General features: G+C 32.0%; 12 protein-coding genes and 1 other annotated feature. All 12 genes read left to right on the forward strand.

The window, feature by feature from the left end; all coding sequences use genetic code 11:
- Window positions 1–218: 218 nt before the first annotated feature.
- The 12 genes from N4A68_00160 to N4A68_00215 all read left to right on the forward strand — a co-directional run bounded on the left by N4A68_00160 (window position 219) and on the right by N4A68_00215 (window position 14,746).
- Complete coding sequence (locus tag N4A68_00160; GenBank protein ID MCT4562731.1) at window positions 219–464, forward strand: YkuS family protein; 246 nt, start codon at window positions 219–221, stop codon at window positions 462–464.
- 497 nt (window positions 465–961) lie between these two features.
- Window positions 962–2,842 (forward strand): YgiQ family radical SAM protein, encoded by a 1,881-nt coding sequence (locus N4A68_00165; GenBank protein ID MCT4562732.1) that lies wholly within the window; start codon window positions 962–964, stop codon window positions 2,840–2,842.
- A gap of 313 nt (window positions 2,843–3,155) precedes the next feature.
- Entirely contained in the window at window positions 3,156–3,593 is a 438-nt protein-coding gene (locus N4A68_00170; protein MCT4562733.1) for an ACT domain-containing protein, read from the forward strand.
- Between the two features lie 9 nt (window positions 3,594–3,602).
- A complete protein-coding gene (locus tag N4A68_00175; protein MCT4562734.1) occupies window positions 3,603–4,886 on the forward strand; it encodes a homoserine dehydrogenase in 1,284 nt (427 codons plus the stop codon).
- A gap of 104 nt (window positions 4,887–4,990) precedes the next feature.
- Window positions 4,991–5,231: a binding site (T-box leader), on the forward strand.
- 264 nt (window positions 5,232–5,495) lie between these two features.
- Window positions 5,496–7,088 carry a phosphoglycerate dehydrogenase gene (gene serA / locus N4A68_00180; GenBank protein ID MCT4562735.1) on the forward strand — a complete coding sequence of 531 codons (1,593 nt, stop codon included), beginning with the start codon at window positions 5,496–5,498 and terminating at the stop codon, window positions 7,086–7,088.
- A 430-nt stretch (window positions 7,089–7,518) separates the two neighbouring features.
- A complete protein-coding gene (gene hutH, locus N4A68_00185) occupies window positions 7,519–9,045 on the forward strand; it encodes a histidine ammonia-lyase (GenBank protein MCT4562736.1) in 1,527 nt (508 codons plus the stop codon).
- A 426-nt stretch (window positions 9,046–9,471) separates the two neighbouring features.
- Complete coding sequence (locus N4A68_00190) at window positions 9,472–9,642, forward strand: DUF896 domain-containing protein (protein MCT4562737.1); 171 nt, start codon at window positions 9,472–9,474, stop codon at window positions 9,640–9,642.
- 32 nt (window positions 9,643–9,674) lie between these two features.
- Window positions 9,675–10,127, forward strand: coding sequence for a chemotaxis protein CheW (locus tag N4A68_00195; GenBank protein MCT4562738.1), 453 nt, complete (start codon window positions 9,675–9,677; stop codon window positions 10,125–10,127).
- Between the two features lie 114 nt (window positions 10,128–10,241).
- Window positions 10,242–10,724 carry a hypothetical protein gene (locus tag N4A68_00200; GenBank protein MCT4562739.1) on the forward strand — a complete coding sequence of 161 codons (483 nt, stop codon included), beginning with the start codon at window positions 10,242–10,244 and terminating at the stop codon, window positions 10,722–10,724.
- 433 nt (window positions 10,725–11,157) lie between these two features.
- Window positions 11,158–12,315, forward strand: a complete 1,158-nt coding sequence (locus tag N4A68_00205) for a sensor histidine kinase (GenBank protein ID MCT4562740.1) — start codon at window positions 11,158–11,160, stop codon at window positions 12,313–12,315.
- Window positions 12,316–12,317: 2 nt separating this feature from the next.
- Complete coding sequence (locus N4A68_00210) at window positions 12,318–12,977, forward strand: response regulator transcription factor (protein ID MCT4562741.1); 660 nt, start codon at window positions 12,318–12,320, stop codon at window positions 12,975–12,977.
- Between the two features lie 350 nt (window positions 12,978–13,327).
- The gene (locus tag N4A68_00215) at window positions 13,328–14,746 is read left to right on the forward strand and encodes an aminopeptidase (protein ID MCT4562742.1); all 1,419 of its coding nucleotides are present in this window, start codon (window positions 13,328–13,330) and stop codon (window positions 14,744–14,746) included.
- Window positions 14,747–14,833: the final 87 nt, after the last annotated feature.

Consider the following 14,833-nt stretch of genomic DNA (forward strand, 5'->3'; position numbering starts at 1 on the left):
TACTTGGCTAAACCTAATATGCGAATATCATCCTTGATTTAATTGCTTAAGATATAAGCATATTTGATGGTATGGCTTTGAAGAATTTTAGACTACATATGGTAGATAGTTTTTGTAGAAGGTAATTATGCAATTTGCTCATGTGTTAACTTGTATATATGTAGAGAATATTTTTCCTTCCAGTGACTAATAATAAGTTTAGTATGGGAGGTGAAATTTTGAAAAGAGTAGCTGTTGAAAGGTCTTTAAGCAATGTTAAATCCTATTTAAAGGAACAAGGATATTCGGTTGAAAGCTTAGAAAATAACAAAGATAAGATTAATTCCTTTGATGCTATTGTAGTATCTGGACAAAATAGTAACTTTTTAGGTATGCATGATACTTCTACAAAGGCGTCTGTAATATATGCACAAGGATTAACACCTGAAGATGTACATAGACAATTAGAAAAAAGAATGCAATAATATAGACCTCCCTTGTGGAGGTTTCAGGCTACCTAAAAACCCGAATTTCTTCGTTGTTGCTGAAACCTAGAACCCTTACGTATGCCTATATACGCTACGGCCTCTCGGTTTCAGCACGCCTCGAACTTCAGTTTTTTATGTAGCCTGTCATCTTGTAGACTTTGTCTACAATCTGAGACCTCCCTTGTGGAGGTTTTATATTCCTTAAAGGTCAATGCTTTTAGATTTGTCATAGGTTGTAAGTTCAAAGTTTTGAGGGTTGAGAAGTCCTAACTTAGTGCTAATAATAAATGAGATGAAACCTAATATATTGTGCTTGTATATATATATAAACTTTGATAGTATATTAGTTATGTAAATATTTTTAATCAACTCTTAAAACTTGCTTTAAATCTAATAGATAGCTTTTGATATTTTTAAAAATAAACTTAAAAAGATGACTCGAAAACTTGGAACTTAGAACTTACAATTTAGAATTTTAAAAGACAGGTGATTAAATGAATATAGATGATTATTTACCAATAAATAAGAATGATATGGAAAAAAGAGGTTGGGAAAGGCCCGACTTCGTTGTGGTTACAGGAGATGCCTATGTAGATCACCCTAGTTTTGGAGCGGCTGTTATATCTAGGGTTTTAGAAAATATTGGATTCAAGGTAGGCATAATAGCTCAACCTAATTGGAAAAATTTAAATGATATAAAAAGCCTAGGAAGACCAAGACTTGGTTTTTTGGTTACGTCTGGAAACCTAGACTCTATGGTGAACCATTATACTGTTAGCAGAAGACTAAGGGATAAAGACTCCTTTTCACCGGGGGGAAAGACTGGATTAAGACCAGATAGGGCTACAATAGTATATTGTAATTTGATTAGACAAGCATATAAAAAGATGCCCATAATTATTGGGGGTGTTGAAGCTAGCTTGAGGAGATTTGCTCACTATGATTATTGGAGTGATAAGGTTAGAAGATCCATTCTCATCGATAGTACCGCGGACTTATTAGTTTATGGTATGGGAGAAAATCAGATAAGGGAAATAGCAAATAATCTTAATGATGGGCTTGACATTCAATATATTAGTCATATACCGGGAACCTGTTTTATAACCGAGGAATTAGAAAATTTATATGATTATAGAGTCATTCCATCCTTTGAAGAAATAGAAAATGATGGGAAGGATTTTGCAAGGGCTTTCAAAATTCAGTATGAAGAACAAGATCCTATCTATGGTAAGGTATTAGTACAAAAGCATAGAGAAAAATACTTGGTACAAAATCCACCTACGCCTCCCTTAAAGAGGTATGAATTGGATAAGGTATATTCTTTACCATACCAAAGAGATTATCATCCTTCCTATGAAAAACTAGGGGGAGTTCCCGCTATTAGAGAGGTAAAGCATAGTATAATTAGTGAACGAGGTTGTTTTGGTAATTGTTCATTTTGTTCATTAGCCTTTCATCAAGGGAGAATGGTTAGAAGTAGGAGCCATGAATCTATTATTGAAGAAGCTGAAAAGATCATAAAGGATAAGGACTTTAAGGGATATATAAATGATGTTGGTGGGCCAACTGCTAATTTTAGACATGCCGCGTGCGAAAAGCAAGCTAAAAAAGGTGTATGTAAGGATAAGCAGTGCTTATTCCCTAAGCCATGTACGAATCTTAAGGTCGATCATAAAGATTATTTAGATTTACTAAGAAAACTTAGGAAACTGCCTGATGTAAAAAAGGTTTTTATACGATCGGGGCTTAGATATGATTATATTATGGCGGATAAAGACGAAGAGTTTTTTAAAGAATTATGTATGCATCATGTCAGTGGACAATTAAAAGTAGCTCCAGAGCATATTTCTGACGAAGTATTGGAATTGATGGGTAAGCCGAAAAGAAAGGTTTATGAAGGATTTGTTAAGAAATTTACTAGAATCAATAAGGATATTAATAAAAAGCAATTTATTGTTCCCTACCTAATGTCCAGTCATCCAGGTAGCACATTAAAATCTGCCATACAATTGGCAGAATATTTAAGGGACATTGGATATTATCCTGAGCAAGTCCAGGATTTTTACCCTACACCGGGAACTTTGTCAACATGTATGTATTACACTGAGTTGGACCCTAGAACAATGAAACCCGTGTATATACCTAAAGGCAAGCTTGAAAAAGCTATGCAAAGGGCATTGCTTCAATATAGAAATCCTAAAAACTATGATTTAGTAAAAAGAGCTTTAATTATTGGTGGAAGAGAAGATTTAATAGGATTTGATTCAAAATGCTTAATAAGGCCTAAGGGCAAAGGTGAAGATATAAAAAGAATTTCAAAGAAAAAAAGTAAAAATCCAAGGTATAAGACTAAGTATAGTAAGAAAAAAAGATAGTAAATAAATAAAGCTAAGCTATAGGGGGTATTTCTGAAGAATGAGTTCTATTCAGAAAGCTCCCTTTTGTTATTTGAGGAAATTGCATAACTTTTACTTGGTAGAATTGCATAATATATATGGTATAGCCTTTGAGATTTTAAAACTACATGCGGTAGATGGTTTTTATAAAAAGTAATTATGCAATTTACTCATTTGATAAGAAATAAGAATTGGTAAAAAATATTGTAAATTAAAAATATATATGCTATAATCATATACATGGTATTCTCAACACATACAAGTGTATGTCGTAAGAACACAGGAGGCGTTTATGAAAAGCAAATATTTAGTAATAGATAAGGAAATATTACCTGATGTTTTTGAAAAGGTACTAAAGGCTAAGGAATTGATAAGAAGAGGCAAAGTAAAAGGGATAACGGAAGCTGTTAAAAATGTAGGTATAAGCAGAAGTACCTTTTATAAATATAAGGATTATGTGTTTGCTTTATCTGAAGGTAATTTAGGTAAAAAAGTAACTATTTCACTTCTATTAGAACATGAGACAGGAGTATTATCTGATATATTAAATAAAATTGCTGAGAAGAAGGGAAATGTATTAACGATTAATCAAAATATACCAATTAATAAAATAGCCAATGTTAGTATAACCTTTGATATTACAGATTTGGATATTGAACTTGATACATTAATAGATGAATTGGAAGGAACAAATGGAGTAAATATGATAAACATTATAGCCATGGGGTAGGAGGTAATTATGTCGAATATAAAGATAGGGATTTTAGGACTAGGCAATGTAGGGACAGGTGTATATCAAATATTACAAGAAAATAGTGAAGAGATATATAAATATTTGAATTGCGGCATAGAAGTAGAAAAAATAATGGTAAGAACAATAAATAAAGATAGGAATATATCAATAAGTCAGGAAGTATTGACCGATAATATTGACGATATTCTAAATGATGAGAGTATACAAATTGTAGTTGAATTAATGGGAGGCATAAATCCGGCTCAAGATTATATAAAAAGGGCAATTGAAAAGGGAAAACATGTGGTAACTGCTAATAAAGCAGTAATGGCTACATATGGTAAGGAGCTTAAGGCCTTAGCAAAGGATAATGGAGTATTTATAAATTATGAAGCTAGTGTTGGGGGAGGCATCCCTATAATCAATACTTTGATGGAGAGTCTAGCGGCAAATAAAATTGAAGAAATTATTGGAATTATAAATGGGACTACTAATTATATATTAACTCAAATGACGAATAACAATATGAGCTTTGATGATGCTTTAAAATTAGCTCAAGATAACGGATATGCTGAGGCCGATCCTACATCTGATATTGAAGGAGAAGACGCTGCCTTTAAGATTTCTATATTAACATCTATTGCCCATGGTATAAATATTCCGGCTAATGTTATTGAAAGAGAAGGAATTACCAGAATACATCAAAGTGATATAGAATATGCATCTGAGCTAGGATATAAGATAAAGCTCCTAGCAGCTTCAAAAAAGTATGGGGATTCTATAGAAATATATGTTTACCCTTCACTGGTACCTAATGCACATCCTCTAGCTTCAATAAGTAATGAATTTAATGCTTTATTTGTTAGGGGTAATGCGGTTGGGGAGCTTTTATTATATGGTAAAGGAGCAGGCTCTTTGCCTACAGGAAGTGCAGTGTTGGGAGATATTTTGTCTGTAGCGAAGCTTATAAACAATAATATAGAAAATAATAAGGAATCCAATGATTTATTAAATAAATATGAAGTAAAAGGAATTGGAAGAAGCCAGTATTATATACGCTTACAAGTGACTGATAAGCCCGGTGTATTGGGTAGTATAGCTATGACATTTGGAAAGCATGGAATTAGCTTGGATTCCGTGGTGCAAAAAGGAAAACGAGAAGAAACCGTAGCACTAGTTTTTATTACCCATGATATTGATAAAGGTATATTGGATAGCGCCCTTGAGGAAGTGGATTCCTATGAGTATGTTGAAAAAATAGCCAGTATTTTAAAGGTCGAAAATATGTAGAGATATAGGTTTGTGTATATATAAACAAATTTATACATAAAAATTAACTTCTGCTATTGACTTTAGAATCTAATACTATTAGAATAATATAAAATATTATATAGAAAAAAGCTACGAAGGATAGTAGTAAATAGTATCTAACTTAAGGATATTAAGAATAATTTCTTTATATATCATACAGAGAGTCGGTGGGTGGTGGAAACCGATAGTTAGAATTATTGAATCCGATCCTAAGCTGTATAGGGGTAAAAACCTATACCGGTAATTATCGTTAAATATTTTTAAGACTGTATAAAATACAGTGAAACAAGGTGGTACCACGTGGATTTACTCCCCGTCCTTGACTATTATGTCAAGGAACGGGGTTTTTTAATATAAGGCATATTCCAAAAATGAATAAGTCATCTCAATCGTCCTTCTGATTCTTTTCGTCGTTACTAGGTCACTTACATACAATGAGTATGCCCGTGACTGAGTGCCTAGAAAATAATCAAAATTACTTTGCGACCTGAGGTCTTTATTTTCTTCATATGCCTAATAAAACGAAGATAGCCGGCTATTTATTTTGCTAAGGGAATTATAAATTAAATATATAAGGAGAGGGTAATCTTGGATAGAAAAAAAGTGCTAATAGCTGAAAAAGTCAATATAGAATCTATAAAAAATGTTTTAGAGTCTCATGTGGAGGTTGATGTGAAGCTAGATTTGCCTAGAGAAGAATTACTAAGGGAAATTGGAAATTATGATGGACTTATAGTTAGAAGTAGTACAAAAGTAGATAAAGAGTTACTTGCAAATACAAAAAAACTAAAGGTTGTGGGTAGAGCAGGAAATGGTATAGATAATATAATGATTGATGAAGCAACAAAAAAAGGTGTGGTAGTAGCTAATACACCTGATAGTAATAGCATATCAGCCTGTGAATTAACGATAGGTCTTTTATTAGCCACGGCAAGGAATATATGTAGGGCAAACAGCTATCTTAAATCTGGAAAATGGGATAGGAAACGATTTATGGGTTCAGAGCTTTATAACAAGACACTAGGGATTATTGGACTTGGAAGAATTGGAGGCTTGGTTGCTTCTAGAATGGCTGCCTTTGGTATGAATATCATTGCATATGATCCATATATTCCCGATGAGAGATTTGAAAGATTTAATGCAGCAAAAAAAGAAAACCTAGAGGAATTGCTAGCAGAGTCGGATTTTATAACTATTCATACTCCTAAGACAACTGAAACAATTGGAATGATTAGTGAAGAAGAAATAGGAAAAATGAAGGACGAAGTAATTATAGTTAATGTTGCAAGGGGAGGAATCATAGACGAAAAAGCTCTTTTACAAGGATTAAAGAGTGGGAAGGTTATAGGTGCAGGGATAGATGTTCATGAAAAAGAACCTTCATATAACAATCCATTATTCGAGCTAGATAATACTGTTGTTACTCCACATATCGGAGCGAGTACAAATGAGGCTCAGCTCAATGTGGGAGAAACAATCGCTAAACAAGTTTTATGCGCATTAGATGGTGAAGTAGTTCCAAATGCAATAAATCTACCTACTTTAAATAGAGATGAATTAAAGGTTATAAAGCCATACTTATATTTGATGGAAAAGCTAGGAAAGATATATTATCAGCTTTATACAACTCCAATTGACATGATAGATATAAATTACTATGGTAGCATTGCTAATCAAGATGTAGAAATGATTACGGTGGCATTTTTAAAGGGATTATTAGAGCCCGTTATAAAGGAAAGAGTTAATTATGTAAATGCAAGGCTGATATCAAAGCAAAGGGGAATAGTTATAAATGAAAGAAAGTTAAACGAAAATTACAATGGGTACACTGATCTGGTAAAAGTGAAGATAAGAGGCAAGGATATAAACTTTACATTGTCAGGTAATCTTTCTAGAAAAAATGAAGGTAGACTGGTTGAAATGCTTGGATATGAGATAGATGTAACTCCTAGTGAACATATGCTTTTTATACAAAACAAGGATATCCCAGGAGTAATAGGAAGGATTGGAACAGTATTAGGAACTGAAAACGTAAATATTGCATCAATGCAGGTCGGTAGATTGGAAATGGGAGAAGAAGCTTTAATGCTTCTAAATGTTGATAATGAAGTATCTACTGAAACCTTAAAAGAAGTTGAAAAAATTAGCAATATTTTGTCAGTAAAAAAAGTTGAATTGTAAAAGAACCTTGGTCGATACTTTCATTCCTTAAGCTTTATTCTTGTAAAACCATAGGAAGTTCCAAGTAAATCTTTAAATTAATATAAATCTAACTCTTAAGCCCAGGTTGTTTATAGTGTATTTAAATTAGCTATAAATAATCTGGGCTTTATACATATTTATTTCTTCATACATCCTATACTTTATTGCGATACAACGGTAGCTTGTTAATAAATTTTAAAGTTTGCAAAAAAATTGTAAAGCAATGGAGGATAACCGTGAGAGAATAAAGAATTATTATACTAAAGGGAATTTTAAAAAATTGCTAAAAATTTTGAGATTTATTTCTTATTTGACGTTTTGAAGACGACATAATAATAAAATAAAAAAAGAGTATAATACAATGTATGGTTTTATTAAACTAATAACATTGGTAGAAGGAGAGGGAGCCATGTCTATTGTCTACGTTGATGGTGAAAGTTTAACTATCAAGGATGTAATAAAAGTATCTAGACAGGATTACAAAATACAACTTACTAAGGATACAATTAAGAAAATCAAGCAAGCTAGAAAAGTGGTTGATGAATTTGTTGAAAATGAAAAGGTTGTTTACGGTATAACTACTGGTTTTGGTAAATTTAGTGATGTTGCAATCTCTAAGGAAGAGACAAAGGGACTACAAAAAAATCTAATTATGAGTCATGCTTGTGGAGTAGGAAATCATTTTCATGAAGAAATATCTAGGGCGATAATGCTTCTTAGAATAAATGCACTAGCTAAGGGTTTTTCAGGAATTAGATTATCTACATTAGATACTTTAATAAATATGCTAAACAAGGGAGTACATCCTTTAATACCTGAAAAGGGTTCACTTGGAGCCAGCGGAGATTTAGCTCCCCTTTCCCATATGGTTTTAGTAATGATGGGAATGGGAGAAGCGATATATAAAAATGAAAAGCTAACAGGAAAAGAAGCCATGGAAAGAGCAGAAATACCTACAATAGAATTAACCTCTAAAGAAGGTTTAGCTTTGATCAACGGAACTCAAGTGATGACAGCTGTAGGAGCCCTAACAGTTTATGATGCATTAAAACTAGTAAAAATGGCTGATATAAGTGCCGCCATGACCTTAGAAGCCTTAAATGGTATTACAGACGCCTTTGATGCAAGAATACATGCAGTTCGACCCCATAAAGGCCAAGGGGATTGTGCCGAAAATATTTTGAGATTAACCCAAGGAAGTAATATGACAACGAGACAGGGCGAAATTAGAGTACAGGATGCATATTCACTAAGATGTACACCACAAATACATGGTGGGAGCAGAGATGCTATTGATTATGTGCTTGAAAAGATAAATATAGAAATAAACTCTGTTACGGATAATCCCATAATATTTGCACAGCAAAGGGATGTCATATCAGGAGGAAATTTCCACGGACAGCCCATGGCTTTGGCATTTGATTTCCTAGGTATTGCAATAGCTGAGATAGCAAATGTTTCTGAAAGAAGAATCGAGAGGCTTGTAAATCCACAATTAAGTGGTTTGCCGGCATTTCTAACAGAAAAAGGAGGGCTTAACTCAGGTTTTATGATTGCTCAATACTCTGCTGCTGCATTGGTTTCGGAAAATAAAGTTTTAGCACATCCTGCAAGTGTTGATTCTATACCATCCTCAGCAAATCAAGAAGATCATGTTAGCATGGGAACCATAGCGGCAAGAAAAGCAAGGGATATACTAGAGAATGTAACCAATGTCTTAGCCATTGAGATATTGGCTGCTTCCCAAGCAATAGACTTTAATAAAAATAGGGAATTAGGGAAAGGTACTAAAGTAGCGTATGAAATTATTAGAAAGGAAGTATCAACACTTCATGAAGACCGAGTGATGTATACAGATATAAATAAATGTTCAGAATTAATTAAAAAACATATGATTATTGATGAAGTGGAAAATATTATAGGTAATATGAATTAATTGTATAGGATTTTTTAGAATTCGAGGCAAATTAGTATTAGCATATTTGCCTTGAATTTTTTTTGATTAATTGAAGAAATTGTGTAATTGTTTTTTATAAAACCCATATATATAGAATTTAGTATAGACTTTAACTTATACTATGAAAACCCTATACTATAGATAGTTTTTAAAATCCCAATAGCTATACCATCAAATATGCTTATATCTTAAGCAATCAAATTAATGATGATATTCGCATATTAGGCTTAGCCAAGTGAGAGTTGTACAATTTTGTCAATTAAATAAGCTGCAAAATATCACAAAAAAACGAAAGAGTTTAATGAATAAGCATTGCTATTTTAGGTATTTATATGTAAAATAATTGACATAGAAATATTTTAAATGATAAGATAGTATCAAATATAATAATTGGAGTGGTAGTAAATGCTGTCAAAGGATAAATTAGACAGAATAAACTTATTAGCAAAAAAAGCAAAAACACAAGGTTTGACTAGTCTAGAGAAGGAAGAACAAAAGAAGCTTAGACAAGAGTATTTAAATTCTTTTAGGAAAAGCTTTAGAAAGCAACTAGACTGTATAGAGTTTAAGGATTGATAAGTACGGAAGATCAAAAAGGGGGAATATTAGTGTCTGAGAAACAATATGTAATATTTAAATTAGGTAATGAGGAATATGGTGTAGAAATTATGAATGTAAAGGAAATAAGTGAATTTAAAGAAAGTACTAAGGTTCCCAATACGCCATATTTTGTTGATGGAATAATAAATTTAAGAGGGGAAATTATTCCAATAATAAATCTTAAAAAAAGATTTGAAGTTTCTGATGGGGAGATTGATTCTGATACAAGAATAATTGTTATCAATATAAATGATAGAAATGTTGGATTTGTTGTAGATGAAGCTTCCCAAGTACTAAGAATAAATGATAATGATATCGATGAAGCACCTGAAATTGTTGCTGGAGTAGATAGACAATATATTACAGGTGTAGGTAAAGTTGGAGAAAAAATTATTATTTTATTGGATTTAGAAAAAATTCTTACAGATGAGGAAAAAGAAAAATTAGGAGATTTGGAATAATATTGTATTAAATGTTGATAAAAAAATCTTCTTTGACAACAGTAAAACCCATGATTCGCACGTCATATAGTATATAATCGTATCAATAATACAATATATAGTGAGGTGCGAAGGATGAAAAAGATACTGTTGTTTTTTTTATTATTAATTACATTAGTAATTAATAAAAGTATGATTTTTGCAGTAGAAGATACTAGCAGTACTGTAAGTGAGGATCAAATAATTGAAATAGGAAATGATGTACATGATCTATTAAATAAAAGAGCCCTTTTATGGAATGAATTATTTTGCCAGCAATCTAATCTAGAGGATATAAATGAAGAATTAAAAAAAATAGTTGCTCCTCCATTACTTACATATGATATAGAAGCCTTTAGTGAGATAAAAAATGGGTGTACAAGCATGGAAAGAATACTTAAGGTGGATGTTTTAAAAGTAAAGGATGTAGAAATAGGTGAGAAGGAAATAACTGTTGATATAGAAGTAGAATGGCTTATGGAAGGATTTGAGAAAAACTATAGAGAAAATATTGATTATAGAATGAATTTAATCAAGAGTAATGAGATATGGAAAATAAGTGATTATAAGGTTATTTAATTTTAAACAATAAATTATAGAAAGTTTAGGGTAAATCTTAATTTATACATATGGAAATATCCCATGTTTCTGTGGATTTTTGATATGTATAAATTAAAGTCCTTACTTAAATCCCTATAGTTATTTTGTTTTATGATGTGAATTATCTATTCACATTTTTCTTTTTGCATGACTTAAGGAATATTTGAAAAATAAATTATCATCCTACTCGTTCTTTTAATTCTTTTGTTCTTATTTCATTTCTTACATACAGTGATTATATTTAGGATAAAGTGTCTAAAAAATAATCAAAATCACTTTACAAACTGACCTATTTAGTTTTTTATATGATTAATTGAAAAAATTAGAAGTATAAGACTATTCCATATGTCTAAAAGATTCGATATAATTATATAATAAAAGTTATATTTCAACAAATTTATGAGGTGTTCTAATGACGAGAAATGTAGATGCTAAGGTTCTGAATGGAGTGATTGATAAAACTATTCAAGCCATTGAATCTGGCAAAAAAGAAATATTTGAGATTAGTGAAAAAGCTAGAAATGATTGTAATGAAGTTGAAAATGAACTTTATGAGCTTAAGGAAAGAGTTAGAAAAATAATAGAAGAAGTAGATAAGATAGAGATACTTGAAAAAAACAGTAGAAAAAAACTATTGATCGTTAGTAGAAATTTTGACCAGTTTAATGAGAGTGATATCAGAAAAGCTTATGAGATAGCCAATGACCTTCAAGTGAAGTTGACCTTAAAAAGACACGAAGAAAAAGAGCTTATTAAGGTAAGAAAGAGTCTTGAAATGAGACTAAAAAGATCTAAGGAAGTTGTTGACAAGGCTGAAGCTTTGACTTCCAAGGTTGGTGTAGCATTAGGATACCTAAGTGGAAATCTTCAAGGAGTTTTTGAACAGTTAGAAGATATTCAGCAAAGACAATTTATGGGAATGAAGATTATAAAAGCCCAAGAGGAAGAGAGACAAAGAGTGTCCAAGGAAATTCATGATGGGCCTGCTCAGACCATGGCAAATGTAGTGCTTAAAGCTGAATTGTGTGATAGATTATTAGATATTGATCAAGAAAAGGCTAAAAAAGAGTTACAGTTATTAAAGGAAATTGTTAGGGATAGTTTAAAGGATATAAGAAAAATAATATATGATTTACTACCAATGTCATTAGATGATCTAGGTCTGGTACCAACAATTCAAAGGTTAGTTTTAAACTTTAGAAATGCCACTAAAACAAATATAGATTTCATTGTTAGTGAGAATAGATTAATAAAGGAATCTATTATCCAACTTACCATATTTAGAATAATCCAAGAGGGCCTCAATAATGTAAAAAAGCATGCACAAGCTGATAACGTTTTAATCAAATTAGATATCGGAATGAACAAAATATATTTAAAGATAATAGACGATGGGATAGGATTTAATGTGAATGAGAAGGTAAATTCCCTAGATGATAAAAATGGTTTTGGTCTTTATAGTATAAGAGAGAGGGTGGATCTCCTAAATGGTAATCTTAATATAGAAAGTGAAAAGGGGAAAGGCACTAGAATAAGTGTTTCTATCCCATTATGTGAAGAGGAGGAGTAAGTATGGAGGAAAATAAGATTAGAATTCTCATAGTCGATGATCATTCTCTAATGAGGCAAGGTTTAAAGCAAATTTTAGAAATAGAGGAGGACATCGAGGTAGTTGGATTAGCTGTAGATGGTGAAGATGGTTTAGAAAAATGCTTGAAGCTTAAGCCCGATGTAATACTTTTGGATATAAATATGCCGAATATGAATGGAATACAAACACTAAGAAGAATTAAAGATATGGGAATAGATACAAAGGTAATTATGCTAACCATCCATGACGATAGAGAATATCTATTTGAAACCGTTAATATTGGAGCAGAAGGATATGTGCTAAAGGATGCTGAATCAAATAGCCTAATTAGAGCCATAAGAAATGTACATTTAGGGGAGTCTTATATTCATCCTAGCCTAGCTTCAGAATTTGTTAGAGAGTATAAAAGCCGTGGTAAGGATTCGGATAAAGAGAATAACAAGAATAAATTAACTAGGAGAGAATATGAAGTATTAACCCTTATAGCTGAAGGACTCAATAATAAAGAAATCGCTGAAAGCCTATTTATTAGTGAAAAAACTGTAAAAAATCATGTTTCCAATATATTTAAGAAGATTGAAGTTAATGATAGAACTCAAGCAGCTATCTATGCTTTTAAGCATAATATAAAAAAGATTTAGTACTTTGACTAGATATCTTAATTTGACTCAAAACTTAGTGGCTTAATGTCGCTGAGTTTTATTTTAATTTTTGGGAAAAATAAATAAGGCATATGAAAAAAATAGACAACTTAGACCATGAAGTGATTTTGATTATTTTCTAGGCACTGGGTCGTGTACATCCTCACTACATACAAGTCATCCGGTAAAGACTAAAAGAATTAAAAGGACGAGTAAAATGATCAGTTTATTTTTTGAATATGACTAAAACTTATATATGACTATTGACAAATTTTCAGAAAAAAAATAATATTAAGTTAGAAAAAATAATACATATAAAAATATTTTTATTGTGGAGGTAATATATGGATATGAAATTTAAAGAAATACATGAAAGAGTAACCTACAAGTTCAAGAACGTATGGGAGGAAATCAGCGAAGCTGAGAAGCAAGCTACATTTGATCTTTCAGATGAATACAAAAACTTCTTAGATAATGGTAAAACTGAGAGAGAATGTGTAGATGAGATAGTGAAAGTAGCAAAGCATGAGGGATTTAGGAATTTGGAAGAAATTATAAAGGGTAATGAAGAAATAAAGCTAGGTATGAAAATTTATGCAAATAATAAGGGTAAAGCGGCGCTATTATTGGTAGTGGGTGAAGATAAAATAGACAAAGGTATGAATGTAGTGGGAACCCATATAGATTCCCCTAGATTAGACTTAAAGCCATTTCCATTGTATGAAGACGGTGGATTAGCTTTTCTTAAAACCCATTATTATGGTGGTATAAGAAAATATCAATGGGCATCCCTCCCCCTAGCACTACATGGGGTGATATTTAAAAAGAATGGTGAAAAAATTAATATAGTTATTGGGGAGAAAGAAGATGATCCAGTATTCTTTATAACGGATTTACTTCCACATTTAGCGAAGGATCAAAACCAAAAGAAGCTTGGGGAAGGAATCACTGGTGAAAGTCTAAATATAGTAGTAGGGAATATACCCCTTGGTGATAAAGATATTAAGGACAAAGTAAAATTTCATATAATGAAAATATTAAACGATCAATATGGTATAGAGGAAGATGATTTTACCACTGCAGAGATAGAGGTAGTACCAGCTGGTAAGACTAGAGATGTAGGACTTGATAAGGGTCTTTTAGGTGGATATGGTCATGATGATAGGGTATGCTCCTTTGCAGCTTTGAAGGCCATTACTCAGATAGAGAATCCTAAAAGGACTTGTGTATCTTTTTTTGCTGATAAAGAAGAAGTGGGAAGCCAAGGAAATACTGGTATGCAGTCAATGTTTTTTGAAAATATGGTGGCGGAGCTTATTGCATTACAAAATAAGGATTACAATGGATTGCTTTTGAAAAGAGCTTTTTCATCTACAAGGGTTTTATCGGGAGACGTTGCCGCTGGATTTGATCCAAATTATCCTGATGTACATGATAAAAGAAATGCTGCTTTCATAAGTAATGGGGTGTCAATAGTTAAATATACAGGAGCAAGAGGAAAGTCAGGTTGTAACGATGCTAATGCTGAATTTACAGCCGATGTGAGAAAAATATTTAATGACAATGAGGTAGTATGGCAGATTGGAGAGCTAGGAAAAGTCGATCAAGGCGGCGGCGGAACTATTGCATATATACTGGCTAATTATGGAGCAGAAGTAATAGACTGTGGAACGCCAGTGCTTAGTATGCATGCTCCATTTGAATTAGTTAGTAAAGCCGATTTATATATGACATTTAAGGGATATAAAGCCTTTTTAAAAGATGCATAATAAACTAAAAACAAATCCCACCGTTAAGGTGGGATTTCAGATTGTTGACAAAGTCAACAAGGTGGCAGGCTACCTAAAAAACTGAAG

This window comes from Maledivibacter sp. (assembly GCA_025210375.1).
Lineage (GTDB): Bacteria > Bacillota > Clostridia > Peptostreptococcales > Caminicellaceae > JAOASB01.

Bases quoted from the DNA above. Each gene is read 5' to 3' on its own strand.
- N4A68_00165 (MCT4562732.1), top strand. From the start codon at position 962: ATGAATATAGATGATTATTTACCAATAAATAAGAATGATATGGAAAAA.
- N4A68_00170 (MCT4562733.1), top strand. From the start codon at position 3,156: ATGAAAAGCAAATATTTAGTAATAGATAAGGAAATATTACCTGATGTT.
- N4A68_00175 (MCT4562734.1), top strand. From the start codon at position 3,603: ATGTCGAATATAAAGATAGGGATTTTAGGACTAGGCAATGTAGGGACA.
- hutH (MCT4562736.1), top strand. From the start codon at position 7,519: ATGTCTATTGTCTACGTTGATGGTGAAAGTTTAACTATCAAGGATGTA.
- N4A68_00190 (MCT4562737.1), top strand. From the start codon at position 9,472: ATGCTGTCAAAGGATAAATTAGACAGAATAAACTTATTAGCAAAAAAA.
- N4A68_00200 (MCT4562739.1), top strand. From the start codon at position 10,242: ATGAAAAAGATACTGTTGTTTTTTTTATTATTAATTACATTAGTAATT.
- N4A68_00205 (MCT4562740.1), top strand. From the start codon at position 11,158: ATGACGAGAAATGTAGATGCTAAGGTTCTGAATGGAGTGATTGATAAA.
- N4A68_00210 (MCT4562741.1), top strand. From the start codon at position 12,318: ATGGAGGAAAATAAGATTAGAATTCTCATAGTCGATGATCATTCTCTA.
- N4A68_00215 (MCT4562742.1), top strand. From the start codon at position 13,328: ATGAAATTTAAAGAAATACATGAAAGAGTAACCTACAAGTTCAAGAAC.